Below are 25,065 nucleotides of genomic sequence, written 5' to 3' on the forward strand. Positions count from 1 at the left end.
TATTTTTATATAAATTCTTTGTAAACAAGTAAACCAAATCTGAACGCCTGCTCGCGTTCTGAAAAGACCCCAGAGCACAAAAAACGCCTTAAAATCGACCGTTTTTCGTAAACCTCTGTGGAAAAACCGTTTGAAATCCACAGCCTTCACCCCTGCAAACCAAGGAAAAGTATGCGTTTAGGCATCATCAGCGCGTTGGCTGAAGAACAGCATGGGCTGATAGAAGCCCTTGAGAGCCCCTACAAGCTCGTCCACGGCATGCGTGAGTACACGGGAGGGAAGCTCTGGGAAATCGACGCTGTGTGCGTTCTGTCGCGTATAGGCAAGGTTGCAGCGGCCATGACAGCCTCCATCCTTGTGGAAAAGTTCGGAGTTACCCACATCGTCTTCACCGGCGTCGCCGGAAGTGGGGATAAAGATGTAAAAGTCGGGGATATCGTCGTCGCTGAGGAACTGGTTCAGCATGATTTCGATGCCAGCCCGCTTTTTCCACAGTTTGAAATCCCTTTGACGGGTTTGTCACGCTTCGCAACCGACACTGTCTTGACCGAACAATTGGCTGCCGCAGCCGCCCAAACCACGCGCGTACACCGTGGAATGATCGCCAGTGGTGATCAATTTATAGGCAAATTGGCCCAGATTCAGACTTTGAAAGCTGCTTTGCCTGATTTATTGGCAGTGGAAATGGAAGGCGCTGCCGTCGCGCAGGTGTGTTTTGAGCTCGGCATTCCGTTTGCGGTCATCCGCACGATCTCGGACAACGCCAACGACGACGCGGCCGTTGATTTCATGCATTTCATCAAAACCGTGGCCTCCCGCTATGCTTTTGACGTGATTGAACGTTTTTGCAAAGAACATGTTCGATCCGTCTGAAATGATGGTTGTCCCTGGCGGAACCATCGCCATGCGGGACGATAGAACCAGCCGAGCCTGGGTAGTCGAGCTGCCGTCTTTTGCGATTGGCTGCCACCCAGTCACACAAGCGCAATATGCGGCCGTCACCGGGCTTTGGCCATCGGTCCGCGTTGCTGGGCGGTGTCCGGTGGAGAATGTCTCCTGGCTCGATGCTGTCCGGTTCTGCAATTTGCTGTCGGATAGCGCCGGTTTACGCGCTGGTTATGCGCTGGACGACGACGGCATGGGCGCGTCGCGCATTGCCGGCAGCAATGGCTATCGCCTGCCCACAGAAGCCGAGTGGGAATACGCCTGCCGGGCCGGCACCAATGGCCCGCGCTATGGTGATATCGACGAAATTGCCTGGTACCGGGAGAATTCCGGCGGCTGCACGCAAGCGGTTGGCCAGAAACAGCCCAATAGCTGGGGCCTGCACGACATGCTGGGCAATGTCTGGGAATGGTGCGAAGACCAGTACGATCCCGAGGTGTATGGGCCGTACCGCGTGTTCCGGGGCGGCGGCTGGTCGGATAGCGAACGGGGCTGCCTGGCAACGAACCGCCGCCGCAGCCATCCCACCTTTGCCATCGACGATCTCGGCTTCCGGGTCGTCCGGTCGCTGGCCTGATCAGGCAAAAAAAAGGGCCAGGTTTTACCCCGGCCCCAAAACAACAACAGGTGATAGGTTTATGCGTCCAGCGTCATCAGGCTGGCGTTGCCGCCGGCAGCGGTCGTATTCACGCACAGAGCGCGCTCAGCGAGCAAACGCCACAGAGGGATGGCGCCATCCTCGTTGGTGTCGATCAAGCCCACCAGCGCCCCGCTACGGGCCGCCAGGGAGGCACGCAGGCCACCGACCAGCATGGTCTCCACCAATGCGATCTGGAAATCGCCATTGAAGCTGTCCAAGCTACCGATAACCTGGATGCGATCCTTGACCACCGCAGGCAGGTCCGCAGGCAGCAATTTCGATGATTCCGCCGTCACCAGCGCGATATTGCCGGTCGCCAGCGTCGCCGCGACCTGGTTCAGCAGGCCGGCTTGCGTGCCCGCCACGCAAACCACGCAGCCGCGCGCGACCAGCGCCAACGTGTTGCGTTCGCCTGTCGGGCCTGGCAATACTGTCAGGCTGCCCAGCATCGTGGTGCGGCTGTATTGCTCGGCCAGGTTGGCGATGCGTTCGTGGCCGTGCATTTTCGACCAGACGGTCAGCGCATCCAGGCCCGGCGTCGCCTGGCGTTCGTGTTGCGTGCTGATGATGGCGCCGCGTTGCAGACGCTTCAGGTACAGCGGACCGCCGGCTTTTGGGCCGGTGCCGGATTTGCCTTCGCCGCCGAACGGCTGCACGCCCACCACGGCGCCGACGATGTTGCGGTTGATGTAGATATTGCCCACATGCGCGCGCGAGCTGATGTAGTCGATGGTTTCATCAATGCGCGAGTGCACGCCCAGCGTCAGGCCGTAGCCGCTTTCGTTGATTTGCTCGATCAGCTTGGGCAGGTCGGCGCGCTTGTAGCGGATCACGTGCAGGACCGGGCCGAACACCTCCTGCGTCAGCTCGGACAGCGAACGGATTTCCAGCACGGTTGGCGGCACGAAGGTGCCGGCCGTGGTCACGCTGGCCGGCAGGTCCAGCGAGAAGTAGTTCAGCGCGGTGGCCTTCAGCTTGTTGATGTGCGCCAGCAGGTTTTGCTGGGCTTCGGCGTCGATCACCGGGCCGATGTCGGTCGCCAGGCGGTCCGGGCAGCCGACTTTCAGCTCCTGCATCGCGCCCTTGAGCATCTTGATGGTCTTGTCGGCGATATCTTCCTGCAGGAACAGCACGCGCAGCGCCGAGCAACGCTGGCCGGCGCTGTCGAAGGCCGACGAGATCGCATCCTGCACCACCTGCTCCGGCAGCGCCGACGAGTCGACGATCATGGCGTTCTGGCCGCCGGTCTCGGCGATCAGCGGGATGTCGGCGTTTTCCGCGACGGCGCGCTTGGCCAGGGTGCGGTTGATCAGCTGCGCCACTTCGGTCGAGCCGGTGAAGATCACGCCTTTGACGCGCGCGTCGGCGGTCAGCGCGGCGCCGACCACTTCGCCGCGGCCCGGCAGAAATTGCAGCGCGGCGCGCGGAACGCCCGCTTCGTGCAGCAGCTCGACAGCGCGGTGGGCGATCAGCGGCGTCTGCTCGGCCGGCTTGGCCAGCACCACGTTACCGGCCGCCAGCGAGGCGGCCACCTGGCCGGTGAAGATCGCCAGCGGGAAGTTCCACGGGCTGATGCAGGTCACCGGACCCAGCGCCAACGTATTGGTCGAGCCGTGCACTTCGGCCGCGTAGTAGCGCAGGAAGTCGACCGCTTCGCGCAGTTCGGCGATGGCGTTCGGCAGCGATTTGCCGGCTTCGCGGATCGCCAGCGTCATCAGTTCCATGGCGTTGGCTTCGAACAGGCCGGCGGCGCGGTTCAGTGCGGCCGCGCGTTGCGACGGCTCGGTGGTCTGCCAATCCATGGCGAAATTGCTGGCGCTGGTCAGCGCGGTTTCCACGTCGGCTGCGCTGGCTTCGACCAGCTGGCCGACGATGTCGCTGCGCTGTGCCGGATTGGTCACGTCCTGCACCGGCTGGCCGGCGCTCAGGCCGCCCGCCAGCAAAGGCGCGGCGTGCCAGCGGCGCGGCGCGGCCAGTTCCGCCGAAATTTTACGCAGCACGTCCTCGTTGGCCAGGTCGAAGCCGGCCGAGTTTTTGCGCTCGGCGCCGAACATGTCCAGCGGCAGTGCAATGCCGGTGTGCGGCAAGCCACCCTGCTCGCGCGCCAGCGCGACCGGATCTTTGATCAGCGAATCGATAGGGATCGCTTCGTCGACGATCTGGTTGACGAAGGAGGAGTTGGCGCCGTTTTCCAGCAGGCGGCGCACCAGGTAGGCCAGCAGTGTTTCGTGGGTGCCGACCGGGGCGTAGATGCGGCAAGCTTTGTCCAGGTTGTCTTTGCCGACCACCTGGTCGTACAGCGATTCGCCCATACCGTGCAGGCACTGGAATTCGTAGTCGGTCACGCCGTCGCGCTTGGCCCAGGTGTAGATCGTCGACAGGGTTTGCGCGTTGTGGGTGGCGAACTGCGGATAGATCACGCCGGTCGAAGCCAGCAGCTTTTGCGCGCACACCAGGTAGGACACGTCGGTGTAGACCTTGCGGGTGTAGACCGGATAGCCGCTCATGCCGTCGACCTGGGCGCGCTTGATCTCGGCATCCCAGTACGCGCCCTTGACCAGGCGCACCATGAACTTGCGGCCGCTGCGCTTGGCCAGGTCGATCAGGTAGTCGATAACGAACGGGCAACGCTTCTGGTAGGCCTGCACGACGATGCCGATGCCTTCGAAACCGGCCAGCTCGGGATCGTGCGCCAGCGCCTCGATCAGGTCCAGCGACAGTTCCAGGCGATCGGCCTCTTCCGCATCGATGTTCAGGCCGATGTCGTAGTGCTTGGCCAGCAGCATCAATTCGCGCACGCGCGGCAGCAGCTCGTCCATCACGCGGGCGCGCTGGGCGCGGCTGTAGCGCGGATGCAGCGCCGACAGCTTCACCGAAATGCCGGGGCCGCTCTTGATGCCGCGGCCGTTCGATGCCTTGCCGATCGCGTGGATCGCGGTTTCGTAGGAGGCGTAGTAATTCTTGGCGTCGGCCTCGGTCAGCGCGGCCTCGCCCAGCATGTCGTAAGAATAACGGTAGCCGCGCGCCTCGTTGGATTGGCCGTTCTTGATGGCTTCGTTGATGGTCTGGCCGGTGACAAACTGGTTGCCCAGCATGCGCATCGCCAGGTCCACGCCTTTGCGGATCAGCGGCTCGCCGCCCTTGGAAATGAGTTTGGTCAGCGCCGAACCCAGGCCGGTCTCGCTGCTGGTGGACACCAGCTTGCCGGTGATCAGCAGGCCCCAGGTGGCGGCGTTGACGAACAGTGACGGCGACTCGCCCAGGTGCTTGCGCCAGTCGCCCTTGCTGATTTTGTCGGCAATCAAGCGGTCGGCGGTGGCGTTGTCGGGAATACGCAACAGTGCTTCGGCCAGGCACATCAGTGCCACGCCTTCTTCAGATGATAACGAAAATTCATGCATTAGGGCATCGACGCCGGATGCGCGGGTGCGCTGTTCGCGCACCGAACTGACCAGTTTATGGGCCAGTTGCTGGGCTTGCTGCAGCGTGCCGGCGTCGTTGTTTTTGATCTGTTCCAACAACCACTGAACGGCGCTGACTTCGTCGCGGCGATAGGCCGCCGTCACTGCTGCGCGCAGGGGAATCGGGTCACGCAGGATCTCATCCTGCAAGGCGGCGAAAGGGGTGAAACCGGTGGCTGCTGCTACTTGCATTGAATACTCTCAGAAAGGAAATTTTGGCGCGGTTCATTACAAAAAAACGCTCGACCGGCGGGTGCTGGCGAGCGTGAATCTGTGTGAACTGCTGATGATTCGATTGTAAAGTGATTTCTTCTGGATTAATTCTGGTATTGCAGGGGACTAGCAATAGATTGTTTTTAGTGCGACAATTTAACCAAATAATATTTATTTGGGAGTTCCCGGAAATGTTAGACAAGATCAGCAAGAAAATCTTGATGGAATTGCAGAGCGATGGCCGCATCAGCAATGTGGAACTGGCGGCGCGCGTGAACCTGTCACCGGCCGCTTGCCTGGAGCGCGTGCGCAAGTTGCACGAGTCCGGCTACATCATGGGCTACACCGCGCAACTGAATCCTCAGCTGCTCGACGTGTCCCTGCTCGTCTTCATCGAAGTGGTGCTCGATCGCACCACGCCCGAAGTGTTCGACGCCTTCAAGCACAGCGTTCAGGTGATCCCCGAAGTGCTGGAATGCCACATGGTTGCCGGCGGCTTCGACTACCTGGTCAAAGCCCGCGTCAAGGACATGGCGGCCTACCGCGAATTCCTGGGTAAAACCCTGCTCCAGAAGGGCGTACGTGAAACCCACACCTACGCCGTGATGGAAGAAGTGAAGAATACCACCAAGTTACCTATAAAATAGCGTCACGGAAATAAATTAGTCGAGACGCCCAAGGCGCCTGGTAAAACGGGGGACAAATGAAGCTTTTGCAGCACAAGCTGGTGCAACGTGGATTGTGGTTATTGGGCGCGACGGCTGGTGGTACTTGCCTGGCATATCTATTCAAGCTGGCCGCCGGTGACGGCGCCGCATTGGTCTACACGGCCGCGCCGGCGGCGCTGGCCGGGGCCGTGGTGGCGTGGTGGGGCGCCCGGCAGAACAGCGACGAGGGTGGCGTCAAACGCTTCGCTCAAGTGGTCGGCGATGAAATCGATGCCATCATGATCGGCGCGGCGGAAACCTCGTATTTCGTCGATTCCGTCAAAAAGAAAATCGAGCTGGATGTTGGCACGGCGGGCGGCATTGCCCGCAGTTCCGCCCACAACGCGCAGGCCACCGCCGCGATTGCCGCCAACGCCGAGCGCGCCGCCAAGATCGCCGCCCAGGTGCGCGGCGAAACCGTGACCGGCCGCGCCGAGGCCGACCATGGTTTGCAGCGCATCAATACGGCGCGCGAGGATGCGCAAACCGCGGCGGCCGTCATGGCCAGCTTGCAAACGAATTCACGTAAGATTTACGGCTTCACCGAGGCCATCAGCGAAATCTCGGCCCGCACCAACCTGCTGGCGCTGAATGCCGCCATCGAGGCGGCGCGCGCCGGCGAGCAGGGACGCGGTTTTGCCGTGGTCGCCAGCGAGGTGCGCCAGTTGGCGCTGCGCACCAAGGAAGCCACCGACGAAATCAGCACCATGGTGCGCGAAATCAACCAGCAGGCCGAAAAGGCCGCCACCGGCATGAATTCGCTGGCGGCCAAGGTCAGCGAGGCGGCCGGCAACGTGGAAACCGTCCATGGTTTGCTGGGCAATATCGAGCGCTCCTCCGGGGTGTCGGAGGAAGAGATCGGCGAAATCGCGCGGGCCTCGCGCGAACACGTCGCCACCACCGATGAAATCGCCGCCGCCATCGCCAGTATCCGCGACAGCCTGTTATCCACCGAGAAGGAATTGCCACGCGCAGCCAGTTCGGCGATGGCGCTGGCGGAACGGGCCGAAGTCATCACCGGCGCGTTGGGCGAGTCGTCGATCGAAACCTCGCACGACGCGATCCGCATCGCCGCGCAGCAGGCGGCCGCGCAGGTGGGACGCTTGTTCGAGGCCGCCATCGCCTCCGGCAAGATCACGCGCGAGGCATTGTTCGACCGCCAATACACGCCGATCCCGAACACCGATCCGCCCAAGCACAAGACCCGCTTCGACGATTTCACCGACCGCGCCTTGCCGCAGTTGCAGGAAGGCGTGCTGGCGGCAATGCCGCAGCTGGCCTATGCCGGCGCTGTGGATAACAATGGATATTTCCCCACCCATAACAAGAAGTTCTCGCAGCCGTTGACGGGCAATTACGACGTCGACATGGTCAACAACCGCACCAAGCGCATCTTCAGCGACCGCACCGGCAAGCGCTGCGGCTCGAACACCAAGCCTTTCCTGCTGCAAACCTACAAGCGCGACACCGGCGAGGTGATGCACGACCTGTCGGCGCCGATCTATGTGAACGGCAAGCACTGGGGCGGTTTCCGCATCGGCTACCGCTCCAGCCACCAGTAATCAGTAGGTGTCGTTCTTGGGCGCCGTGCCCGGCGCGGTGCGCTGGGCCACGGTGTTCATGCCTTCCAGGTTCATGCGCAGCCACTTGTGGGCAGGGCTGCGCGCATCGCGCTCGTGCCACAGCATGTCCAGGTGCACGGCCGGCAGCTGGAACGGCAATTCCTTGGAAATCAGCGCGTCGGTCATGCCGGTCGAGGCGATCAGGTGGCGCGGCAGCACGGTGATCAGGTCGGAATTGGCCACCACGCGGCCGGCCGTGAAGAACTGGTTCACCGTCAGCAGGATGCGGCGTTCGCGCTGGATCTGCGCCAGTGCCTCGTCGACCAGGCCGTGCGCGCGGCCGGAGAAGCTCACCAGCAAGTGATTGGCCTTGCAATAGTTGTCCAGGGTCAGGTCGACCTTGGACAGCGGGTGGTCGCGCCGCATCACGCAAACATAATGTCCCGAATACAGGCGCTCGTGGCGGATCGGCGAGCCGGTCTCGTACGACAGCTGCGCCGCCACGCCGGGGAAGAAGCCCACCGCCAAGTCGATATCGCCGCGCAGCAGCATCGGCCGCGGCTCACGCGTGGTCAACGGCACCATGCGCACGTTGACGCCCGGCGCCTCCCTTTCGATCGAACGCATCAGCGACGGCAGCCAGAAGGCGGCGGTGGCGTCGGCCATGGCCATGCGGAAGGTGGCGTGGGCGGCGGACACGTCGAACGTTTCCGGCGCCACCGCCGCTTCCAGGCTGGCCAGCGCGCTGCGCACCGACGGCCACAGCGCTTCCGCGCGCGGGGTCGGCTTGACGCCGTAGGCGGTGCGGATCAGCAACTCGTCGCCCAGGCTCTCGCGCAGGCGCTTGATGGCGTTGGAGACGGCGGGTTGGGTCATGGCCAGGTGGCCGGCGGCGCGTGTGAGGTTCTGCTCTGTCATCACGGCGTCGAAGACGCGTAACAAATTCAAGTCCAGCGTCAAAAAGCTCATGTCGGCTCGGGATGTGGGGTTGGGGTCAGTGCAGTATCGAGAAATATGGATTTCCCGTCAATACAAGAGATCCCATTCACCAAACGAATAATTGTTATCGGGGAAGTAAATTGGATACTTATGTTGCGCTGCACTATAGTTACACTTGATTCTAAATGCAGTATAACAACATGTCTACCATCATCTCAGTCGTACAGAATATTTCCTTGATCGCCGCCGGTGAGCTGGCGCTGGCAAGCGGCGCCGTGTGCGCGCTGGCCGTCCTGTTCAAACCGCTGCTGCGCGGCCTGGCGCGCGCCGCCGTGCTGGTCGTCAAGCCCAAGCGCAGCAAGGAAGAGCAGCTGCAGCGCCGCCAGATGCGTGATGCGATGATGCTCAAGCGCATGCTCAATTCGATGGAACGCGACCCGAGCCACGCCGCCGAATTGCGCGCCATGGCCTCGCGTGCCTAAATATTCAGCAGCGGTACCGGCCACCGGTACCGCGCCGCAACATTACTTCTCGCCCAGCAGGGCGGGCTTCAACGAGCTGTCGACCGGCTTGTCGCCCAGCCAGATGCGCAGCACGGCGTTGTAGAACGCCACGTCCGGCATCAATTCCCCGATTTTCTTTCCGTTCAGATAGCACTGCGTACCCTCGCCCGGGGTCCAGTCCAGCGTCAGCTGGTCGCCCTTTTTCAGCGTCTGGATCTGCGCGAACACCTCGCCGAACTTCATCGTCTGCGGCAGGATCTTGCTGCGCTCGTTCTTGTCGGTGTTGTTGTTCAGGCCTTCCATGAAGGCCTTGCCGAAGTCTTCCGAGCTCACTTCGCGCAGCATCGTGATCGCCACGCGGCGCGGGCCCTGCGTGGCCAGCACGTCCGGCACGGTGGTTTTCTTTTCGGTCAGGTAGAGGCCGGCGGCGTAGACCTTGAAGATCACCTTGGTCCGCAGGCCCGCGCCGTTGAGTTTGAGTTCCTTGCCGGCGACATTGATGCTGTCGTCGAATTTGACGCCGGCCACTTCCACGGCGGCAAATGCGGGCAGGCTGAAGCTGCCGGCCAGGAAGGCGGCTGCCATCAGGCTCTTGATGATGTTTCTGCGATTCATGAATTGTCTCCGAGGATGGTAAATGCCAGCGTCATTGCCCGCGATGCGGGCGTTGCTGGAATATACCACCGGGAGTGGCGCAAAAACGCGCTGCGGCGCAAATTGGCCGCACGGTCATGCTTTTTTAGGCTCGTCAGGCCTTGGCGGCCTGCAAACGCTCGAATTTTTCGCGCAGTTGGTCCTCACTCTCGCGCCAGGCGGGATTGAAGGGGATGCAGCTGACCGGGCACACCTGCTGGCATTGCGGCTCATTGAAATGGCCGACGCATTCGGTGCACTTGTCCGGGTTGATTTCGTAAATTTCGGCGCCCATGTAGATGGCGTCGTTCGGGCACTCCGGCTCGCAAACGTCGCAATTGATACAGTCGTCGGTGATCATCAAGGCCATGCTGGAACTCGCTTATTGCTCGGCGGCGTTGTTGGCGGCAATTTTCTTTTGCAGCCAGCGGTCGACCGATGGGAAGACAAACTTCGATACGTCGCCGCCCAGCACAGCGATCTCGCGCACGATGGTGCCGGAGATGAACTGGTACTGGTCGGACGGGGTCAGGAACAGGGTTTCGACGTCCGGCAGCAGGTAGCGGTTCATGCCCGCCATCTGGAACTCGTACTCGAAGTCGGACACGGCGCGCAGGCCGCGCACGATCACGCGGGCGTCATGCTCGCGCACAAAATCCTTCAGCAGGCCGGAGAAACTCTCGACCTTGACGTTGGGATAGTGGCCCAGGACTTCGTTGGCGATGGTCAGGCGTTCTTCCAGCGAGAAGAACGGTTTCTTGTTCTTGCTGTCGGCGACGCCCACCACCAGCGTGTCGAACAGACCGGATGCGCGACGCACCAGATCTTCGTGACCACGGGTCAGCGGATCAAAAGTTCCTGGATAAACGGCTACTACCATCGCGGCTCCTTGCAGTGCACCAATATAGAACGCGCATTATGCCTGAAAAACCCTTTCTGCCTTAATTTGGGGCTGCTTGGGGTCTATTTAACGGCAAATACAGGCGTTTAGGGGGCCTTGTGCTTCAACAAATGATAGAACACCATCCCGGCCTTGTCAGCCCGGATCACTTCCCACGGCGCCATCCATTCCGGCTCGTCGCCCTCGGCGAACTCCAGCGCCAGGCCGGATTCGGCGTAGATCAGGCCGCCCTCTTTCAAGATGCGCGTGCACAGCGGCAGGCAGCGTTCGAGGAATTCCTGCTGGTACGGCGGATCAAGGAAGATCAGGTCGTACTTCTGGCCGCGCGCGGCGGCCGACTGGGCCACGGCCAGCGCGTCGGCGCGCATGACCTGCACGTTCTCGGCCTTCAGCTTGGCCTTGATCTCTTCCAGCTGGCGCACCACCGGCACCACGGTGTCGATCATCGTCACCGATTGCGCGCCGCGGCTGGCCGCCTCGAAACCCAGCGCGCCGCTGCCGGCGAACAAGTCCAGCACCTGGGCGTCGGCCCAATAGCCGTCGCGCTGGTGATTGATCCAGTTGAACACGGTCTCGCGCACGCGGTCCGGCGTCGGGCGCAGGCCGGAGGCGCTCAGCACCGGCAGCGGCGTGCGCTTCCAGGCGCCGCCGATGATGCGCACCTGGTTGCTGTGCTGGGGACCGTGGACCGGGACTTTGGCGGGTTTCGCTGCTTTGCTGGCGGGCTTCTTTGGCATGTGGCTGTGTTCTAAGTCATTGATTCAACAGGGGCCACTATACCATATGGGCCTTAGCGGGGTTCCGCCGACAGGCTGTTGAAGTCGTCGATCCAGCCCTGCATGCGCTTCTGCGCGTGGGCCTTCTGGGCCGGCGTGGCGATCTTGACGACCGTCAGGACCAGCTGGGCCGTGGAGGCTTCGTAAGCGTCGAAGAACTGTTTGCGCTCGGAATGTTCGAGGCGCTCGAAGGTGTCCCTGACCAGCGTGTGGATCAGCGCCATCGTCGCTTCCTTGTTCAGCTTTTCGCGCTGCACCTTCTGCACCAGGGTCAGGATATTTTTCTGGCGGCGCATGCGCTCGTCCAGCCAGATGTCGTTGTCCAGCGGTCGCGCGTCGGAGGCCTTGCGGATTTGCGCTTCCTGTTCCGGGCTGAAGTTGCCGAACCACAGTTCGAACTGCTCCATCGATTTTTTATAGCGGAACTTCAGCTGGGCATCCTGGTCGCCCTTCATGTTTTTCTTGCGGAACTCGGCGTTGTTGGCGGCGAATTTCTTTTCCAGCGTGGCGATCTGCTCCGGCTGCAGCGAGCGCACCAGGTCGGCCAATTCCGGCAGCGCCTTGAACAGCAGCAATTGCGTGCGGCTTTTGACTTCGTCGTAGTCGCCGATCAGGTCGGCTGTGGTCGGGTTGCCGGCCAGCTGGCGCTGCGCCGTTTGCAGGATTTGCGCGTAGTCATGCAGTTGGGTTTTACGATGCCAGCGGAACAGCTCGTCGATATCCCGCTTGACCCAGGTCTTTTGATCGGAGTTGAGGTCGACGTAGGCGTCCAGCCACCAGTAGAGTAGCGTATCGCCGTGGTTGTAGGCCAGGCGCAGCGAACTGCAGCCGGCCAGGACAGCCAGCAGAACAACCAGCAAAAGGCGGCGTAGCGCGCGGTTGTGAATAATTGGCATGTTAAACTTTCGCTTTGATTAATTCTCTTTGACTTGGCACCTATGAACGTAGTTATCCTCGCAGCCGGCATGGGCAAACGCATGCAATCCGCGCTGCCGAAAGTGTTGCATCCATTGGCGGGCAAGCCGCTGTTGTCGCACGTTCTGGATACGGCGCGTAGCCTGTCTGCTAGCCAATTATGCGTGATTTACGGGCACGGCGGCGCAGCCGTGCTGGAGATGCTGGCTGCCCAGCCGGAGAAAGTGGCCACCGCGCTGCAGGAGCCGCAGCTGGGCACCGGCCATGCGGTCATGCAGGCCCTGCCCGAACTGGACGACAGCGCAGCCACCCTGATCCTGTACGGCGACGTGCCGCTGACCACCGCCGCCTCGCTGCAGGCGCTGGTGGACGTGGCCGGCAACGACAAGCTGGGCATCCTGACCGTGGTCCAGGACAATCCTTTCGGCCTCGGCCGCATCGTCCGTGAAAACGGAGAAATCGTCCGTATCGTCGAGCAAAAAGACGCGAACGAAGCCGAACGTGCCATCAAAGAGATCAACAGCGGCATCATGGTGGTGCCGACCGCGCGCCTCAAGCAATGGCTGGGCGCGCTGAAGAACAACAACGCCCAAGGCGAGTACTACCTGACCGACATCGTCGCCATGGCGGTGGCGGATGGCGTGCCGGTGGTTTCGGCCCAGCCGTCGGCGCAGTGGGAAGTGGCCGGCGTGAACAGCAAGGTGCAGCTGGCCGAGCTGGAACGCATCCACCAGGCCAATATCGCCTTGAAACTGCTGGAACAGGGCGTGACGCTGATGGACCCTGCCCGCATCGACGTGCGCGGCGAGCTGGTCTGCGGCCGCGACGTCACCATCGACGTCGGCTGCGTGTTTGAAGGCAAAGTCGAGCTGGCCGATGGCGTGCGCATCGGGCCGCACTGCGTGATCGTCAATTCCCGCATCCTGGCCGGCGCCCAGATCAAGCCGTTCTGCCACATCGAAGAGGCGGTGGTGGGTGAAGTCTCCATCATCGGCCCATACGCGCGCCTGCGCCCCGGCACCGTGCTGGCGGAGGATGTGCATGTGGGTAACTTCGTCGAAATCAAAAACGGCCAGGTCGCCGCGCACAGCAAGGCCAACCACCTGGCTTATATCGGCGATGCGACGATCGGCTCGCGCGTCAACATCGGCGCCGGCACCATCACCTGCAATTACGACGGCGCCAACAAGTTCCGCACTGTCATCGAAGACGACGCCTTCATCGGCAGCGACAGCCAGCTGGTGGCACCGGTGACGGTGGGCAAGGGCGCCACGCTGGGCGCGGGCACCACGCTGACCAAGGATGCGCCGGCCGGCAAGCTGACGATTTCCCGCGCGCGCCAGATCACCGTCGAAAACTGGAGCCGTCCGGTTAAAAAGCCAAAGTAACAGCATCGCACTCCACAGGAAGCCGGGACATGTCCCGGCTTTTTTCATTTGTGGATAACGATGTGGAGAAGCCATCGGATAAGCGGTGAAAAAGCCGCGTATAAGCCGGGGAAAACAGTTGCACAACTATGCTAGCAGGAGAAAAGCGACCCTTCGCGACGGCATGTAGCCACACTTCAGCCTGTGATGTGGATAAGCCTGTGGGAAATCATGTGAGTAAATTAGGATAACTATTTACTGTGGATAAGGTTGGGTATAAGCCCGTGCATAGCCCTTGGAAAAGCCGTGGAAAAGGCGGGAAAACATTTCCTGTTGTCACGCCAGTGTGGATAAGCCTGTGCAGAAGCCATTGAACAAGCCCGGGATAAGTCGCTAAACCGCGATCCGCGTCTCGAATTTGCTACGGAAGGTGGAAAAGTAGGCTTTGACGTTGCGCACATTGGTCTGCGTGGCGAACAGGCGGTGCGCCAGCGCGTGGTAGGCCGGCATGTCCGCCACCTGGACGACCAGCACGAAATCCGGCCCCGGCGCCACGCGGTAGCACTGCAGAACGGCATCATCGCCCGCCACATGGGCTTCGAACTCGGCCATGCGCTCGGCGGCCTGGACATCCAGCGATATCTCCACAATCGCCGTCAGGCTGGGGCCAACCTTCTCCGGCGCCACGATGGCCACCTGGCGCTGGATCACGCCGCTCTCGGTCAGATGCTTGACCCGACGCAAACAGGTCGGCGCGGAGACGTGGACCGCCAGCGCCAGCTCGCTGTTTGTTTGTGACGAATCAACTTGCAACGCATTTAAAATGCGACGATCTATCTCATCCATAAAAATATTCCTCAAAAATGAAATAATATTTCACACGTCAACATCGGTGAAAGAATATTCCAAAATATACAGGAATTAGAAAGCATATTTCAGGAGTCATGCTCTAGCATGGCTACACTAATTTTCAGCGAGGTTTTCTATGTGCGGCATCGTCGGCGCGGTAGCGCAACGCAACATCACCCCCATCCTGCTCGAAGGCCTCAAGCGTCTGGAATACCGCGGCTACGACTCCTGCGGCGTCGCCCTGCACGTGAATGGCCAGTTGCAGCGCTCGCGCAGCACCTCGCGTGTGGCCGACCTGGAAAAGCAGATCGCCGATGTCGGCATGCAGGGTTTCACTGGCATCGCCCACACCCGCTGGGCCACGCACGGCGCGCCGGCATCCCACAACGCCCACCCGCACTTCTCGCCGACCACCGAACAGGCGCGCATCGCCCTGGTCCACAACGGCATCATTGAAAACCACGACGAACTGCGCGCCGAACTGACCGCGCTCGGCTACGTCTTCCAGAGCCAGACCGACACCGAAGTGATCGCCCACCTGGTCGACCACATGTACAACGGCGACCTGTTCGACACCGTCCAGCAAGCCGTCAAGCGCCTGCACGGCGCCTACGCGATCGCCGTGTTCGCGCGCGAGGAACCGCACCGCGTGGTGGCCGCGCGCCAGGGCTCGCCGCTGATCGTCGGCCTGGGCCAGGGTGAAAACTTCGTCGCCTCGGACGCGATGGCGCTGGCCGGCACCACCGACCAGATCATCTACCTGGAGGAAGGCGACGTGGTCGACCTGCAACTGGCGCGCACCTGGATCGTCGACGTGAACGGCAAGCCGGTCACGCGCGAAGTCAAGACTGTGCTGGCGCACACCGGCGCGGCTGAGCTGGGCCCGTACCGCCACTACATGCAGAAGGAAATCTTCGAACAGCCGCGCGTCATCGGCGACACGCTCGAAGGCGTCACCGGCATCATGCCGGAACTGTTCGGCGACGGCGCCTACAACGTCTTCAAGCAGATCGACCGCGTGCTGATCCTGGCCTGCGGCACCAGCTACTACTCCGGCCTGACCGCCAAGTACTGGATCGAATCGGTGGCCAAGATCCCGGTCAACGTCGAGATCGCCAGCGAATACCGCTACCGCGACAGCGTGCCGCACCCGAACACGCTGGTTGTGACCATCTCGCAAAGCGGCGAAACCGCCGACACGCTGGCCGCGCTCAAGCATGCGCGCAGCCTGGGCATGGAGCACACGCTGACGATCTGCAACGTCGCCACCAGCGCCATGGTGCGCGAGTGCAAGCTGGCCTACATCACCCGCGCCGGCGTGGAAGTGGGCGTGGCCTCGACCAAGGCCTTCACCACGCAACTGGCCGCGCTGTTCCTGCTGACGCTGTCGCTGGCGCAAGTCAACGGCCGCCTGACCGACGCCGAAGAAGAGCAGCACCTGAAAGCCATGCGCCACCTGCCGGTAGCGATTTCGGCCGTGCTGGCGCTGGAGCCGCAGATCATCGCCTGGTCGGAAGATTTCGCCCGCAAGGAAAACGCCCTGTTCCTGGGCCGCGGCATGCATTACCCGATCGCGCTGGAAGGCGCGCTGAAGCTGAAAGAGATTTCCTATATCCACGCCGAAGCCTATCCTGCCGGCGAACTGAAGCACGGCCCGCTGGCGCTGGTGACGGAAGAAATGCCGGTCGTGACCATCGCCCCGAATGACGCGCTGATCGAGAAGCTGAAGTCCAACATGCAGGAAGTGCGCGCGCGCGGCGGCCAGCTGTACGTGTTCGCCGACGTCGACTCGCGCATCACCTCGGGCGAAGGCGTGCATGTGATCCGTCTGCCGGAACACTACGGCCTGCTGTCGCCGATCCTGCACGTGGTGTCGCTGCAGCTGCTGGCCTATCACTCGGCGCTGGCACGTGGCACCGATGTAGACAAACCGCGCAATCTGGCCAAGTCGGTGACGGTTGAGTAAGTAGATCCCCAAGGTAGTGACTGGAGCAACCCGGCGAGGCCGGGTGCAATTCGCCAGCGCTGCGGCGTACAGTAGCATAAAAACAACTAACGGATGGAATCGGGCCGCTATTATGGTGGCTCAATCCACCGAGTTCAGCTGGTGGAAGCAAGCCAACCAGCGCAAGGTGATGCGACAGGTCCGTTCTCGCACTCCACCTTCTTTTATGCCTATTTGCATACGACCCGTGGGTGCCATATGAAATTGCCTTCTATCGCCGTCGCTTTTGCTGCAGCCCTTTTTCTGACCACATCGGCGGACGCTCAAAACGAGCCGCGGACCTTTCTGTTACCGGGCCAGTCGCTGGTGGCAACGTTTGACCAGGCGCTTGTGGCGGGAGACATGCGCTTTGTGATGCAACGTGATTGCAACCTCGTCGTCTATCATGGCGCGAAGGCGGTGTGGGCAACCAACACCGACAAGCAGGGGCCAGGTTGCGTCACGATCATGCAAGGCGATGGCAATCTCGTTCTTTTGCGAAGTGATGGCAAGGTGCTGTGGGCATCGAACACCAACCGCCATCCCGGTGCCTGGGTCACGGCGCAGCCGGATGGCAATCTCGTCATCTACCAACCTGGCAACGCAGCGAAGGGCCGCGCCCTTTGGGCCACTAACACCGTGGAACATAACAACGCGCCTGTTCCAACAGCGAAGGTGGATTACGGCCCCTATACATGCGTTAATGGACTCGTATGGCGGGAGGCCGTGCCTCAGGATTATGTTTGCGTCAGCCCGTCATGGCGGCAGAAAACATGGGACGAGAATGCACGTGGCGCGTCTCTCAGGCAACCGGGGGGCGGAGCCTACGGCCCGGATACTTGCAAGCAAGGTGCGGTGTGGCGTGAGACCCGCCCCTCGGACCATGTCTGTGTTTTATTCCAGAGTGGGAGTCGTGACAACAACCGTCGCGCCAACAAGGGGGCCTACGCAGGGTATGCCCATCCCGAGCAACTGCCCCGGAACGCCACGGAGAGCTGGTGGGCCCAACAAAATACCGCCAGCACCGTTGACCAGCTGCTGGTACGACCGGCGGCAGGTCTGGTTTTCTACAGTTGGGAGCCGGGTAGAGGCTACGTCCCATTGACCAGAAATTTGGGTATCAGCAGTGAGAACGGCGGACGGATGGTGACGCCCCCCAACTGCCAAAAGTCGAGCAACCGAAGCATGTACGTGATTGCAGTCGACGAAGTCACAGGCGTCGTCAGCAATGCTGGCCGAGTAGCTTTTCCACTCTGTCTCCCGGAGCTGACCTAAGCACTCCGCGGGTGTTGGTGCCATTCGATCCAAAGCAGCATCATCATACGAGGAATGCACATGCGAACCTTGCTGTTGAGTCTAGTCTTGTTAACGGGCGTTGCCCCGCACGCCAACGCGCAGCTGGCCGGATATGGCTGCTGCTTCCAGGTCTGGCCGCAGCCAGACCTGCGCGTGCCGATACCCAACTATCAAGGGCCCGACAAACCGGCGGCCGCAAAGCCGCATGTGCCGGCAGATTCGCCGCTCAAGGCGCCGGCGCGTTCGGCCGTGGCGGCAAATGCGCACGAGCTCGCGACACGCTTTCCGGTCGAGCAGCGTCCGCAAATGGAGCAAGCCTATCGGCGCTCCATGGACGTCTATACCCAGCTTGAGAAGAAACTGGGGCTGCCGGAGCGCGACATGGCCGGCAGTCTCGCCGCCTTCCTCGTCGGGAACTATATGGTGCTGAACGATGTGGAAGTGTCTGACGACGCTTTCCGGACCGTGGCTCAACAGTTGCGCGAGCAGGCGTCGATGCAGGCCGCGCTGCGGCGCGTCGATGCCGCACAACTGCGCAACCTGTATGAGCAGACCGCGATGATAGGAACCTTCATGGCGCTGGCGCACAAATCGGAACAACAGAACCCTCAGCCACCCGAGGTCGCAGCACACATCCGCGACACCGCGCGGGCCAATCTGGAAGTGGTACTGCGCATGCCCCCGGCCCGCCTGTCGATTAGCGACAGGGGGTTGAGCGCGACAGATCCTGTACAGCGATAGGGACATTTTCGCACTAGAAGTAGCTTCGGCATGGAGAATGAAAAGGAGCTGATGTGACATATACCCCTCTGCGCATCGACTTCGTCGACTTGGACGTTGTTTGCACTCGTACCGGTGGCAACGGCCGGCATGGCTTTAAGACCCATACCGCGTATATCCTGCTGAATGAAGACACCGGGGACGAACAGCCTTTCGGCCCCAAATGCGCTGAAATAGTCTTGGGCGGCAAAGAGGCGCTTCGAGGCATTCCCGACTTCACTACCAGGGATTTCACCCCAGACTCCGGCGACGGCGACCAAGGGACCGGCAAGGCTGGCGGCGGGGGCTCGGGAAGCCTCGGCGCGTCGGCGGACGACAAGGCGCGGGGATTCGCCACGCGTTACTTACTGCTACGCATGGATCGAGTCGCAAACATCCCAGGTATCGTGCCCGGCATTCGATTTGAAGCACTTCAGGTCATCTACGATCGGTTCCAGCAGACTCGGCAGCTGACCGATGACGACATCCGGTACATCGTCAACCTGGAGAAATCTGAAAGGACGCCGGCGGAGTATCGCTCTACACGTCTACTTGACGTGTACACGGCCTACGTCCAACTTCAGCGAGAAATCAAACGGACAACTAGCGCCAAAGGGTTGGAATTCCTCACCAGCGTTCGGGACAATAGTCTTTTACGAAAGCTGAAGTTGTCCCGCCCGCAGATTGAGACGGCGAAATTGAAGCTCCATCCAGAGGCATTTCTGACTTGAGAGCAGTGGCACCGATTCATGACCGTCGATTTGTAGATACGCATCGGTTGTCATGGATGCGATTCAGCGCGCTGTCAACGCGCGCCAGAATGCGGCAAAGCCATCGGCGCTGGTTTGCTTGCGCGAATCCGGGTTCTGGCTGATGAAGTCGATGGTCGCCTCGGCCATTGCTACGCACAGCGCGCCGATGTACGCCGGAGGTTGATGGCGCAGCACGCCCAGCGCCATCGCCTCCACCAGCAGCGCAATGACGTCGTGGAAGCTTTGCGCGGCGAGTTCCCGGCTGGCGTCCGTGATGCGATCCGATACTTCAAGCCTGGACAATGTCACGCGCTCGAGCGGGTGGCGCAGGCCCCATGCCACGTAGGCGGTCCAGAATTGCTCGAGGCGCTCGTTAAGCGACACCGACGCCGATGCCGGCGGCAACTCGAACGACAGCCGCAGTTGCGACTTGAGTTCCAGATAAACCTGGTTGAGCAGCTCGTCCTTATTGGCGAAGTACACGAAGATTGTCCCTTCCGCCACCCCGGCTGCCTTGGCGATGCGCGCCGTGGGCGCACTCAGGCCTTCTTGCGCAAATAACCCGGTAGCGGCGCGCACGATGGCCTGGCGTTTATCTTCACTGCGTGGACGGGCCATACGACTTGCTTGATTTATGAGTGGGCACTCATCATAACATGCGGTCCCATGGCCCCAGCAGCGGAGCCATGGCGCGTCGCCGATTGCTATTGCGGCGCTCGCGGCAGTGGAGGCAGCACCGCTTCCACGCGGTCGCGCTGGTGCACCATGGTCCAGATTTCCTGTGCGATCAAATCAGGTTCGATGATGGGGAACTGGCCTGCCAGTGTATTGCCGCCCGCCGTGGCGGCATTGTAGGAGCCGGAACCCCGGATGAAGGCGCCGATATTGACCGTCCCTACGTACACGCCCTGCCCGGCCACCTCGGCGTTGAGCGTGTGGGCATAGTTGCGGGTGGCCGCCATGGCGGGACCGACCCCGCTCATGCCGGGGATGGCCAGCACGGCGGACAGGCCGCCGACGATGACGATCGCGCCATCGCCCTTGGCCAGCTGGCCTTGCACCACGGAGCGCGCCATTTCGATCGGCGCGTAGGTGTAGAGGTCCATCAGCGACCGCAGCGTCGGCGCGTCCAGCGACACCGCCGGGACGAAACTCAAATCGGCCGGCACCGGCGCGTACACGGCGACGTCGATGGCGCCCAGTTGCGCTTCAATCGCCGCGACCAGGGTGGGCATGTTGGCGACGTCGCCGAGGTCGGCCACGAAAAATTTGGCTTCGATACCATGTTCGGCCAGTTCGACGACTCGCTGTTGCAGCGCTTCGCCGCGACGCGCGACCAGGGCGACGCGATAGCCTTCGCGTCCGAATCGGTGCGCCAGAGAAGCGCCGAGGCCGCTGCCGGCACCAAACAGCACGATGGTTTTTTTGTGGTCATGCAACGTTGAAGGATGGGTCATATGTAGTCCAAGTATAATATAGTAACCTGGTGTTCAAGAATGCCTCGAAAACCAGTCTATACCGAGGATAGTATTGTTCTCATCGACGCTCCGCAAGAAGGCACATGCATGTCACCTACCCACACCAAAGTACCCATCATCTGCAATCCCGACCCTTCCGCCTGCCAGTTCACGCGGCAGATTTTGAACCGGATCGGCGATAAGTGGAGCTTGTACATCGTTGCGATGCTGGCCAACGGCTCCCGCCGCTTCAATGAGCTGCGGCGGGATATCGACGGCATTTCCCAGCGCATGCTAACCCTGACCTTGCGCGGGCTCGAACGCGACGGCTTGGTCACCAGGACCATGTATCCGTCGATCCCGCCGCGCGTCGATTACGAGCTCACCGATCTGGGCCGGACATTGCTCGAGCCGGTAAAGGCCCTGGTCAACTGGGCGTCCACCAACCAGGCCGAGATTGCCGAGGCAAACCGGCACTTCGACGAAGCGCCGGAGCCGGACCAGATTGCCGTCAAAGGCGTGGTCTACCAGCGCCGTTAAACAGCTGCGCAGCGCGGCTTACGCCATGTGCCGGCTGAAAAATTCCGTGATGTTCCGAACGGCGTAGGCGACTTGGCGCGGGTTGTCGTAGTAGTCGAAATGCGTGCCCTCGCCCCACGCCAGCGTCTTCTCGCCCTTGAACAGGGCGTAGGTTTTCCTGGCCTGCTCGGGGAAGGTGCAGCCATCCGAGTGAACCATGATGGCGGGCACCCTGACCGACGAGGCCTGGCTGACGGGATCGGTTTGCAGCCACTCCTCGTATGCCATGACGGCAAATTTGTTGGTCCATTCGGGCACGCCGCCGCGCTGCGGATTGAAGTAGTAATCGAAGGTTCCGGCGGGCGCCAGGTTAACCGCCGTGGGATCGGTATGGCTATACGCGGGCACCATTTCCACCTCGCCCGTGCGCTCGTACTTCAGGCGCGCGGCGGCCCCGGCCTGGCGCCGCCGCGCCAGTTCCGCCTCGCCGAACATCATATTGAGCAAGCCGGCATCGGGCAAAAAGCCGGCGACGGTCGCGACGGCCTTGAGGCGGTTGTCGCCGGCGGCGAGGTACAGCGCGTTGCTGGCGGACGTGCATACGCCCACCATGCCCACCGCTTGGACGAATGGTTGGCCAAGCAGGTAGGTGACGGCAGCCTGCAGGTCGCGCAGCTTTTCCTGCGGCGATTCGTACTGGCGTGGCTGCCCGGCGCTGGCGCCGTAATGGGCATAGTCCAGGGACAGCGCGATAAAACCATGTTCGGCGAACGCGCGGCCGTAAATCGCCGCCATCTGCTCTTTCACCGAGCTGAACGAACCGGCCACGATCACCGCGCGGTAACGGCGGGCAGGGTCGAAGTTGTCCGGCACATACAGGTCGCCGGCCAATGCCAGGCCGTCGCGGTCGATACTGACTTTGCTTATCATTTTGTTTTCTCCTGATTTGTTGTGGTCTAGGGCCATTGCGTAGCCCCTGGCCAATGCGGTCGCGCCAACGGCGCTGGCGAGCAAAAAGCGCCGCCTGCTCAATGTGCTCGTCATTGATTTCTCCTGTTTAGATTATGCCTGAGTACTCACTCATTTTATACGAAGGCGGACTACTGTCAACAGAAATGCGCGCCGGGGAGATTCCTGCCCGGCGGCGGCATTAGTGCCATCGATGCTATTCTCATATGTATACAATTAAAGGCTCCCATGGCCCCTCTCATCAATCGCATCAAGTCATTGTTTGGACGTGGCGACGTTCCTTTGCCTGCCGCGCTGCCCGAGGACCCGCTGGACTACGAACAGCTCGTCCACCTGGATGCTGAAAGTTTGGCGGAACAGGGCATCCTGAGTGCGTACACGGAGTTGTCGGCGCGGCTCGAACCGTATGCACCCTCTCCGCTTGAAGTCAGGGAAGTCATCGACAACGACGGGCTTGGCTACTCGGTGTATGCCAGCGACCAGCAATATGTCATCTGGGAAGTGGTCGACGGCGTGCAAAACGAAGATGGCTGGGAACGCGCTACCGTCGCTTTCTTCCAGATCGTGAACGCCAGGTTGAAAAATTCTACTCACCGCCTCTACGCGCTCAACGGCGGCAATGATCTCTTTGGCCTGTTTCTCACCGAAGAGGAATTCGCCGCTGCCAGGCGGGCCATCCCCAAGCGCTCCGATTGGCCGTGGATGCCGGATAACGCACAGCCGGACTACGGCTTTCCAGTCGACGCTGCAGCCTCCTGAGGCTGCGTTCCGCCAAACCAGCGCTCTATCGCTTCGGGGAGGCTGGCGTCGCCAGCATCTCCGGTCCACGCCACGTAGCCGTCCGGCCGTATCAGTATCGCGGCCGGCAGCGGCACCGCGCCGGCGGCCGGCAATTCACAGACCCCTTGGAAGCTCGCGTCGATTTGCTTGACGCGATCGCTTCCAATCCTGACCGGCGCGCCGAAGTTGAGCAGCACCGGCCGCGCATCATGCAGCAATGCGTAGACGCGGGTTGGCCCGTTGGCCGTCTCGATGTCCAGGTCGGGCATGCGGCGGCCCAGTAGCGGATGGCCTTGGCCGAGGTCGTAGCGGATGTCGAGGCCCGAGATCATGCCGCCGAAGCGCTTGCGTGGTTCGTCCATCGCCAGCATCTCCGCGACGAATTCGCCGAGGACGGCAATGCGTTCATCCGTCCTTCGCAGCACGCCTTGCGCGATGGTGTTACGCAGCACGCGGGCGGCGGCCGGGTGGCGCTCGGCCTGGTAAGTGTCGAGCAGGGGGGCGGGCGAAACGCCCTTCACTACCTGCGCCAGCTTCCAGCCGAGATTGACGGCGTCCTGCACGCCGAGATTGAGGCCCTGTCCGCCCAGCGGCGGATGGATATGCGCGGCGTCGCCGGCCAGCAGCATGCGAGCTTTACGGTAGGTGTCGGCCTGGCGCGTGGCGTCGTTGAAGCGGGACAGCCAAGTCGGTGAGTGGACGCCGAAATCGGTTCCGTAGATGTCCCGCAGGCCTGCGGCAAGCTCTTCCAGCGACGGCTCGCCCTTGGCGTGCGGATCGCGTCCCGCCAGCACCACGCCGACCGTCTCGCCATCCTCCATCATCGACATCGCGTGGCGGCCGGATGCGTCCTCGTGGAAGCCGAGCACGGGCTTCCCAGTCATCTTCACTTCGGCGATGATCCAGCTGGTGGAGGCGTCCCAACCGGGAAAGCCGATGCCGGCCAGTTTGCGTACGCGGCTGCGCCCGCCGTCGCAGCCCACCAGCCAGCCTGCGCGCATGGCGCCCTGCGCCGTCGTGATATCGACGCCGTGCTCGTCACAGGCGAAGGCCAGCATCTCCCTGTCGCGATAGACCGGCACCTTCAACTCTTCGACCCACGCCGCGAGCAGACGTTCGCTCCGTTCCTGCGGCAGCGCGAGCAGGTAGTTGTGCCGGGTAGGGAAGTCGCTGATGTCCAGCGCTGCGTGAAAGCTGACCTTCGGGTGCGTCTTGCCCAGCGCGAGGAAGCGGTCGACGATGCCGCGCTGGTCCAGCACTTCGAGCGTGCGCGCATGCAGGCCGCCGGCCCGTCCGCCCACGCGCTGCTGCGTCGGCTTGCGCTCGACGATGGCCACGTCCACATCCGCAAGGGCCAGCTCGGCCGCCAGCATCAGGCCCGTGGGGCCGCCGCCGATAATGATGACTTCATGTTCGCTTGCCTGCATCCGGGTCTCCTATGTCACCGGAAGCCCTCGAACGACACTTTGAGCATGTGGCGGACGATGTCGTCGGCTTCCATCTTGCTGTATTTTTGCAGATATTCGACGGCCGGGTCGCAGGTGCGCGCGTAGTAGCTGAACAGGATCACGTCGGTGGGCAGGTCGCGGTTCAGCTGTCCCTGCTGCTGCGCCTGCTTTACCAGGGCCTCCAGCTGCCGGTTCAGTTTCATCACCCGCAGCATATACTTTACGTTCCGGATCAGCATGTCCCGCACGTGCGGGCTGGTGGACGGCAGGAACGGCAGGCCGCCGTCCAGGCGCACCCGCAGCGCCCACTCCAGCAGGGCCGACAATTTCTCCACCGGACTCAGCACCGGATCGATCGCCGCCACGTAATCCAGCGCGCCGTCCAGCAGGCGGATCAGCGCCTCGCCCACCAGCTCCTCCTTCGACTTGAAGTGCTTGTACAGGCTGGGTTTGGAGATGCCCACCGCGCCGGCGACGTCGTCCATGGTCATCAAGTCATAGCCTTTTTGGCTCAGCACCGCCGTCGCGGCATCGAGGATCGCGTTCTCGCGCAGCTTAAATGCTTGATTCTTAAAGCTTAATCTGGGAAGAATACTCATTGGTAAATTTCCGCTACTAATCAGTAGCTTTTGTTATGTGATGGTAGTAATATTAGCACGCCGGTACAGAGACGGCCAGAATATAACCATC

General features: G+C 61.7%; 25 protein-coding genes. 12 read left to right on the forward strand and 13 right to left on the reverse strand.

All coding sequences use genetic code 11. The features are described from left to right. Nucleotides 1-171: 171 nt before the first annotated feature. Together ACUJB0_RS20940 and ACUJB0_RS20945 are read left to right on the forward strand one after the other, a co-directional pair. The gene (locus ACUJB0_RS20940; protein ID WP_444846905.1) at nucleotides 172-873 is read left to right on the forward strand and encodes a 5'-methylthioadenosine/adenosylhomocysteine nucleosidase; all 702 of its coding nucleotides are present in this window, start codon (nucleotides 172-174) and stop codon (nucleotides 871-873) included. Continuing rightward, nucleotides 857-1,522 (forward strand): formylglycine-generating enzyme family protein, encoded by a 666-nt coding sequence (locus ACUJB0_RS20945; protein ID WP_444846906.1) that lies wholly within the window; start codon nucleotides 857-859, stop codon nucleotides 1,520-1,522. Before ACUJB0_RS20940 ends, ACUJB0_RS20945 begins: the two co-directional genes overlap by 17 nt. A 59-nt stretch (nucleotides 1,523-1,581) precedes the next feature. Here the strand turns inward: ACUJB0_RS20945 and putA are convergent, their stop codons facing one another. Continuing rightward, nucleotides 1,582-5,238 carry a trifunctional transcriptional regulator/proline dehydrogenase/L-glutamate gamma-semialdehyde dehydrogenase gene (gene putA / locus ACUJB0_RS20950; protein WP_444846907.1) on the reverse strand — a complete coding sequence of 1,219 codons (3,657 nt, stop codon included), beginning with the start codon at nucleotides 5,236-5,238 and terminating at the stop codon, nucleotides 1,582-1,584. A gap of 212 nt (nucleotides 5,239-5,450) precedes the next feature. On the opposite strand from putA, the gene ACUJB0_RS20955 reads away from it, so the two are divergent. Both ACUJB0_RS20955 and ACUJB0_RS20960 read left to right on the forward strand, forming a co-directional pair. Further along, entirely contained in the window at nucleotides 5,451-5,906 is a 456-nt protein-coding gene (locus ACUJB0_RS20955; RefSeq protein WP_008443393.1) for an Lrp/AsnC ligand binding domain-containing protein, read from the forward strand. A 56-nt stretch (nucleotides 5,907-5,962) separates the two neighbouring features. Further along, nucleotides 5,963-7,528 (forward strand): methyl-accepting chemotaxis protein, encoded by a 1,566-nt coding sequence (locus tag ACUJB0_RS20960; RefSeq protein ID WP_444846908.1) that lies wholly within the window; start codon nucleotides 5,963-5,965, stop codon nucleotides 7,526-7,528. On the opposite strand, the gene ACUJB0_RS20965 is transcribed toward ACUJB0_RS20960, so the two are convergent. After that, nucleotides 7,529-8,497 (reverse strand): LysR family transcriptional regulator, encoded by a 969-nt coding sequence (locus tag ACUJB0_RS20965; RefSeq protein ID WP_117012337.1) that lies wholly within the window; start codon nucleotides 8,495-8,497, stop codon nucleotides 7,529-7,531. Between the two features lie 170 nt (nucleotides 8,498-8,667). Here ACUJB0_RS20965 and ACUJB0_RS20970 point away from each other — a divergent pair, with 170 nt between their 5' ends. Next, a complete protein-coding gene (locus ACUJB0_RS20970) occupies nucleotides 8,668-8,949 on the forward strand; it encodes a hypothetical protein (RefSeq protein ID WP_444846909.1) in 282 nt (93 codons plus the stop codon). A gap of 42 nt (nucleotides 8,950-8,991) precedes the next feature. On the opposite strand, the gene ACUJB0_RS20975 is transcribed toward ACUJB0_RS20970, so the two are convergent. The 5 genes from ACUJB0_RS20975 to ACUJB0_RS20995 form a co-directional block, all read right to left on the reverse strand. Then, nucleotides 8,992-9,585, reverse strand: a complete 594-nt coding sequence (locus tag ACUJB0_RS20975) for a chalcone isomerase family protein (RefSeq protein WP_444846910.1) — start codon at nucleotides 9,583-9,585, stop codon at nucleotides 8,992-8,994. A gap of 133 nt (nucleotides 9,586-9,718) precedes the next feature. Then, nucleotides 9,719-9,973, reverse strand: coding sequence for a YfhL family 4Fe-4S dicluster ferredoxin (locus ACUJB0_RS20980; protein WP_117012334.1), 255 nt, complete (start codon nucleotides 9,971-9,973; stop codon nucleotides 9,719-9,721). Between the two features lie 12 nt (nucleotides 9,974-9,985). Next, nucleotides 9,986-10,483 carry a pantetheine-phosphate adenylyltransferase gene (gene coaD / locus ACUJB0_RS20985; protein WP_161084294.1) on the reverse strand — a complete coding sequence of 166 codons (498 nt, stop codon included), beginning with the start codon at nucleotides 10,481-10,483 and terminating at the stop codon, nucleotides 9,986-9,988. Between the two features lie 107 nt (nucleotides 10,484-10,590). Then, nucleotides 10,591-11,241, reverse strand: coding sequence for a 16S rRNA (guanine(966)-N(2))-methyltransferase RsmD (rsmD, locus tag ACUJB0_RS20990; protein WP_444846911.1), 651 nt, complete (start codon nucleotides 11,239-11,241; stop codon nucleotides 10,591-10,593). A 53-nt stretch (nucleotides 11,242-11,294) separates the two neighbouring features. After that, nucleotides 11,295-12,176: a DUF6279 family lipoprotein gene (locus ACUJB0_RS20995; RefSeq protein ID WP_444846912.1), complete on the reverse strand. Its 882-nt coding sequence runs from the start codon at nucleotides 12,174-12,176 to the stop codon at nucleotides 11,295-11,297. Nucleotides 12,177-12,218: 42 nt separating this feature from the next. Between ACUJB0_RS20995 and glmU the strand changes: the two genes are divergently transcribed. Continuing rightward, the gene (gene glmU / locus ACUJB0_RS21000) at nucleotides 12,219-13,583 is read left to right on the forward strand and encodes a bifunctional UDP-N-acetylglucosamine diphosphorylase/glucosamine-1-phosphate N-acetyltransferase GlmU (RefSeq protein WP_444846913.1); all 1,365 of its coding nucleotides are present in this window, start codon (nucleotides 12,219-12,221) and stop codon (nucleotides 13,581-13,583) included. A 372-nt stretch (nucleotides 13,584-13,955) separates the two neighbouring features. Here the strand turns inward: glmU and ACUJB0_RS21005 are convergent, their stop codons facing one another. Next, on the reverse strand, nucleotides 13,956-14,408 hold the full coding sequence (locus ACUJB0_RS21005; protein ID WP_161088532.1) for an Lrp/AsnC family transcriptional regulator: 453 nt from the start codon (nucleotides 14,406-14,408) through the stop codon (nucleotides 13,956-13,958). 139 nt (nucleotides 14,409-14,547) lie between these two features. Between ACUJB0_RS21005 and glmS the strand changes: the two genes are divergently transcribed. The 4 genes from glmS to ACUJB0_RS21025 all read left to right on the forward strand — a co-directional run bounded on the left by glmS (nucleotide 14,548) and on the right by ACUJB0_RS21025 (nucleotide 19,181). Continuing rightward, nucleotides 14,548-16,377: a glutamine--fructose-6-phosphate transaminase (isomerizing) gene (gene glmS / locus ACUJB0_RS21010; protein WP_444846914.1), complete on the forward strand. Its 1,830-nt coding sequence runs from the start codon at nucleotides 14,548-14,550 to the stop codon at nucleotides 16,375-16,377. 93 nt (nucleotides 16,378-16,470) lie between these two features. After that, the gene (locus ACUJB0_RS21015; RefSeq protein WP_444846915.1) at nucleotides 16,471-17,670 is read left to right on the forward strand and encodes a hypothetical protein; all 1,200 of its coding nucleotides are present in this window, start codon (nucleotides 16,471-16,473) and stop codon (nucleotides 17,668-17,670) included. A 60-nt stretch (nucleotides 17,671-17,730) separates the two neighbouring features. Beyond that, nucleotides 17,731-18,432: a DUF6683 family protein gene (locus ACUJB0_RS21020; protein WP_444846916.1), complete on the forward strand. Its 702-nt coding sequence runs from the start codon at nucleotides 17,731-17,733 to the stop codon at nucleotides 18,430-18,432. Between the two features lie 53 nt (nucleotides 18,433-18,485). Further along, nucleotides 18,486-19,181: a hypothetical protein gene (locus ACUJB0_RS21025; protein WP_444846917.1), complete on the forward strand. Its 696-nt coding sequence runs from the start codon at nucleotides 18,486-18,488 to the stop codon at nucleotides 19,179-19,181. 63 nt (nucleotides 19,182-19,244) lie between these two features. On the opposite strand, the gene ACUJB0_RS21030 is transcribed toward ACUJB0_RS21025, so the two are convergent. Next, on the reverse strand, nucleotides 19,245-19,820 hold the full coding sequence (locus ACUJB0_RS21030; protein WP_444846918.1) for a TetR/AcrR family transcriptional regulator: 576 nt from the start codon (nucleotides 19,818-19,820) through the stop codon (nucleotides 19,245-19,247). A gap of 86 nt (nucleotides 19,821-19,906) precedes the next feature. Further along, nucleotides 19,907-20,659, reverse strand: a complete 753-nt coding sequence (locus tag ACUJB0_RS21035; RefSeq protein WP_444846919.1) for an SDR family NAD(P)-dependent oxidoreductase — start codon at nucleotides 20,657-20,659, stop codon at nucleotides 19,907-19,909. A gap of 108 nt (nucleotides 20,660-20,767) precedes the next feature. On the opposite strand from ACUJB0_RS21035, the gene ACUJB0_RS21040 reads away from it, so the two are divergent. After that, entirely contained in the window at nucleotides 20,768-21,199 is a 432-nt protein-coding gene (locus tag ACUJB0_RS21040; RefSeq protein WP_444846920.1) for a winged helix-turn-helix transcriptional regulator, read from the forward strand. A gap of 18 nt (nucleotides 21,200-21,217) precedes the next feature. Here ACUJB0_RS21040 and ACUJB0_RS21045 read toward each other — a convergent pair whose 3' ends face one another. Next, entirely contained in the window at nucleotides 21,218-22,108 is an 891-nt protein-coding gene (locus tag ACUJB0_RS21045) for an alpha/beta hydrolase (RefSeq protein ID WP_444846921.1), read from the reverse strand. 267 nt (nucleotides 22,109-22,375) lie between these two features. On the opposite strand from ACUJB0_RS21045, the gene ACUJB0_RS21050 reads away from it, so the two are divergent. Further along, the gene (locus ACUJB0_RS21050; RefSeq protein ID WP_444846922.1) at nucleotides 22,376-22,906 is read left to right on the forward strand and encodes a hypothetical protein; all 531 of its coding nucleotides are present in this window, start codon (nucleotides 22,376-22,378) and stop codon (nucleotides 22,904-22,906) included. On the opposite strand, the gene ACUJB0_RS21055 is transcribed toward ACUJB0_RS21050, so the two are convergent. Together ACUJB0_RS21055 and ACUJB0_RS21060 are read right to left on the reverse strand one after the other, a co-directional pair. Then, nucleotides 22,873-24,354, reverse strand: coding sequence for an FAD-dependent oxidoreductase (locus tag ACUJB0_RS21055; RefSeq protein ID WP_444846923.1), 1,482 nt, complete (start codon nucleotides 24,352-24,354; stop codon nucleotides 22,873-22,875). The genes ACUJB0_RS21050 and ACUJB0_RS21055 overlap by 34 nt on opposite strands. A gap of 14 nt (nucleotides 24,355-24,368) precedes the next feature. Further along, nucleotides 24,369-24,974 carry a TetR/AcrR family transcriptional regulator gene (locus tag ACUJB0_RS21060; RefSeq protein ID WP_444846924.1) on the reverse strand — a complete coding sequence of 202 codons (606 nt, stop codon included), beginning with the start codon at nucleotides 24,972-24,974 and terminating at the stop codon, nucleotides 24,369-24,371. Nucleotides 24,975-25,065: the final 91 nt, after the last annotated feature.

Origin of the sequence: Duganella caerulea, from assembly GCF_040362985.1 — a bacterium.
GTDB lineage: Bacteria > Pseudomonadota > Gammaproteobacteria > Burkholderiales > Burkholderiaceae_D > Rugamonas > Rugamonas vulcania.

Bases quoted from the DNA above. Each gene is read 5' to 3' on its own strand.
- ACUJB0_RS20940 (WP_444846905.1), top strand. From the start codon at position 172: ATGCGTTTAGGCATCATCAGCGCGTTGGCTGAAGAACAGCATGGGCTG.
- ACUJB0_RS20945 (WP_444846906.1), top strand. From the start codon at position 857: ATGTTCGATCCGTCTGAAATGATGGTTGTCCCTGGCGGAACCATCGCC.
- putA (WP_444846907.1), bottom strand. From the start codon at position 5,238: ATGCAAGTAGCAGCAGCCACCGGTTTCACCCCTTTCGCCGCCTTGCAG.
- ACUJB0_RS20955 (WP_008443393.1), top strand. From the start codon at position 5,451: ATGTTAGACAAGATCAGCAAGAAAATCTTGATGGAATTGCAGAGCGAT.
- ACUJB0_RS20960 (WP_444846908.1), top strand. From the start codon at position 5,963: ATGAAGCTTTTGCAGCACAAGCTGGTGCAACGTGGATTGTGGTTATTG.
- ACUJB0_RS20965 (WP_117012337.1), bottom strand. From the start codon at position 8,497: ATGAGCTTTTTGACGCTGGACTTGAATTTGTTACGCGTCTTCGACGCC.
- ACUJB0_RS20970 (WP_444846909.1), top strand. From the start codon at position 8,668: ATGTCTACCATCATCTCAGTCGTACAGAATATTTCCTTGATCGCCGCC.
- ACUJB0_RS20975 (WP_444846910.1), bottom strand. From the start codon at position 9,585: ATGAATCGCAGAAACATCATCAAGAGCCTGATGGCAGCCGCCTTCCTG.
- ACUJB0_RS20980 (WP_117012334.1), bottom strand. From the start codon at position 9,973: ATGGCCTTGATGATCACCGACGACTGTATCAATTGCGACGTTTGCGAG.
- coaD (WP_161084294.1), bottom strand. From the start codon at position 10,483: ATGGTAGTAGCCGTTTATCCAGGAACTTTTGATCCGCTGACCCGTGGT.
- rsmD (WP_444846911.1), bottom strand. From the start codon at position 11,241: ATGCCAAAGAAGCCCGCCAGCAAAGCAGCGAAACCCGCCAAAGTCCCG.
- ACUJB0_RS20995 (WP_444846912.1), bottom strand. From the start codon at position 12,176: ATGCCAATTATTCACAACCGCGCGCTACGCCGCCTTTTGCTGGTTGTT.
- glmU (WP_444846913.1), top strand. From the start codon at position 12,219: ATGAACGTAGTTATCCTCGCAGCCGGCATGGGCAAACGCATGCAATCC.
- ACUJB0_RS21005 (WP_161088532.1), bottom strand. From the start codon at position 14,408: ATGGATGAGATAGATCGTCGCATTTTAAATGCGTTGCAAGTTGATTCG.
- glmS (WP_444846914.1), top strand. From the start codon at position 14,548: ATGTGCGGCATCGTCGGCGCGGTAGCGCAACGCAACATCACCCCCATC.
- ACUJB0_RS21015 (WP_444846915.1), top strand. From the start codon at position 16,471: ATGGAATCGGGCCGCTATTATGGTGGCTCAATCCACCGAGTTCAGCTG.
- ACUJB0_RS21020 (WP_444846916.1), top strand. From the start codon at position 17,731: ATGCGAACCTTGCTGTTGAGTCTAGTCTTGTTAACGGGCGTTGCCCCG.
- ACUJB0_RS21030 (WP_444846918.1), bottom strand. From the start codon at position 19,820: ATGGCCCGTCCACGCAGTGAAGATAAACGCCAGGCCATCGTGCGCGCC.
- ACUJB0_RS21035 (WP_444846919.1), bottom strand. From the start codon at position 20,659: ATGACCCATCCTTCAACGTTGCATGACCACAAAAAAACCATCGTGCTG.
- ACUJB0_RS21040 (WP_444846920.1), top strand. From the start codon at position 20,768: ATGTCACCTACCCACACCAAAGTACCCATCATCTGCAATCCCGACCCT.
- ACUJB0_RS21045 (WP_444846921.1), bottom strand. From the start codon at position 22,108: ATGATAAGCAAAGTCAGTATCGACCGCGACGGCCTGGCATTGGCCGGC.
- ACUJB0_RS21050 (WP_444846922.1), top strand. From the start codon at position 22,376: ATGGCCCCTCTCATCAATCGCATCAAGTCATTGTTTGGACGTGGCGAC.
- ACUJB0_RS21055 (WP_444846923.1), bottom strand. From the start codon at position 24,354: ATGCAGGCAAGCGAACATGAAGTCATCATTATCGGCGGCGGCCCCACG.
- ACUJB0_RS21060 (WP_444846924.1), bottom strand. From the start codon at position 24,974: ATGAGTATTCTTCCCAGATTAAGCTTTAAGAATCAAGCATTTAAGCTG.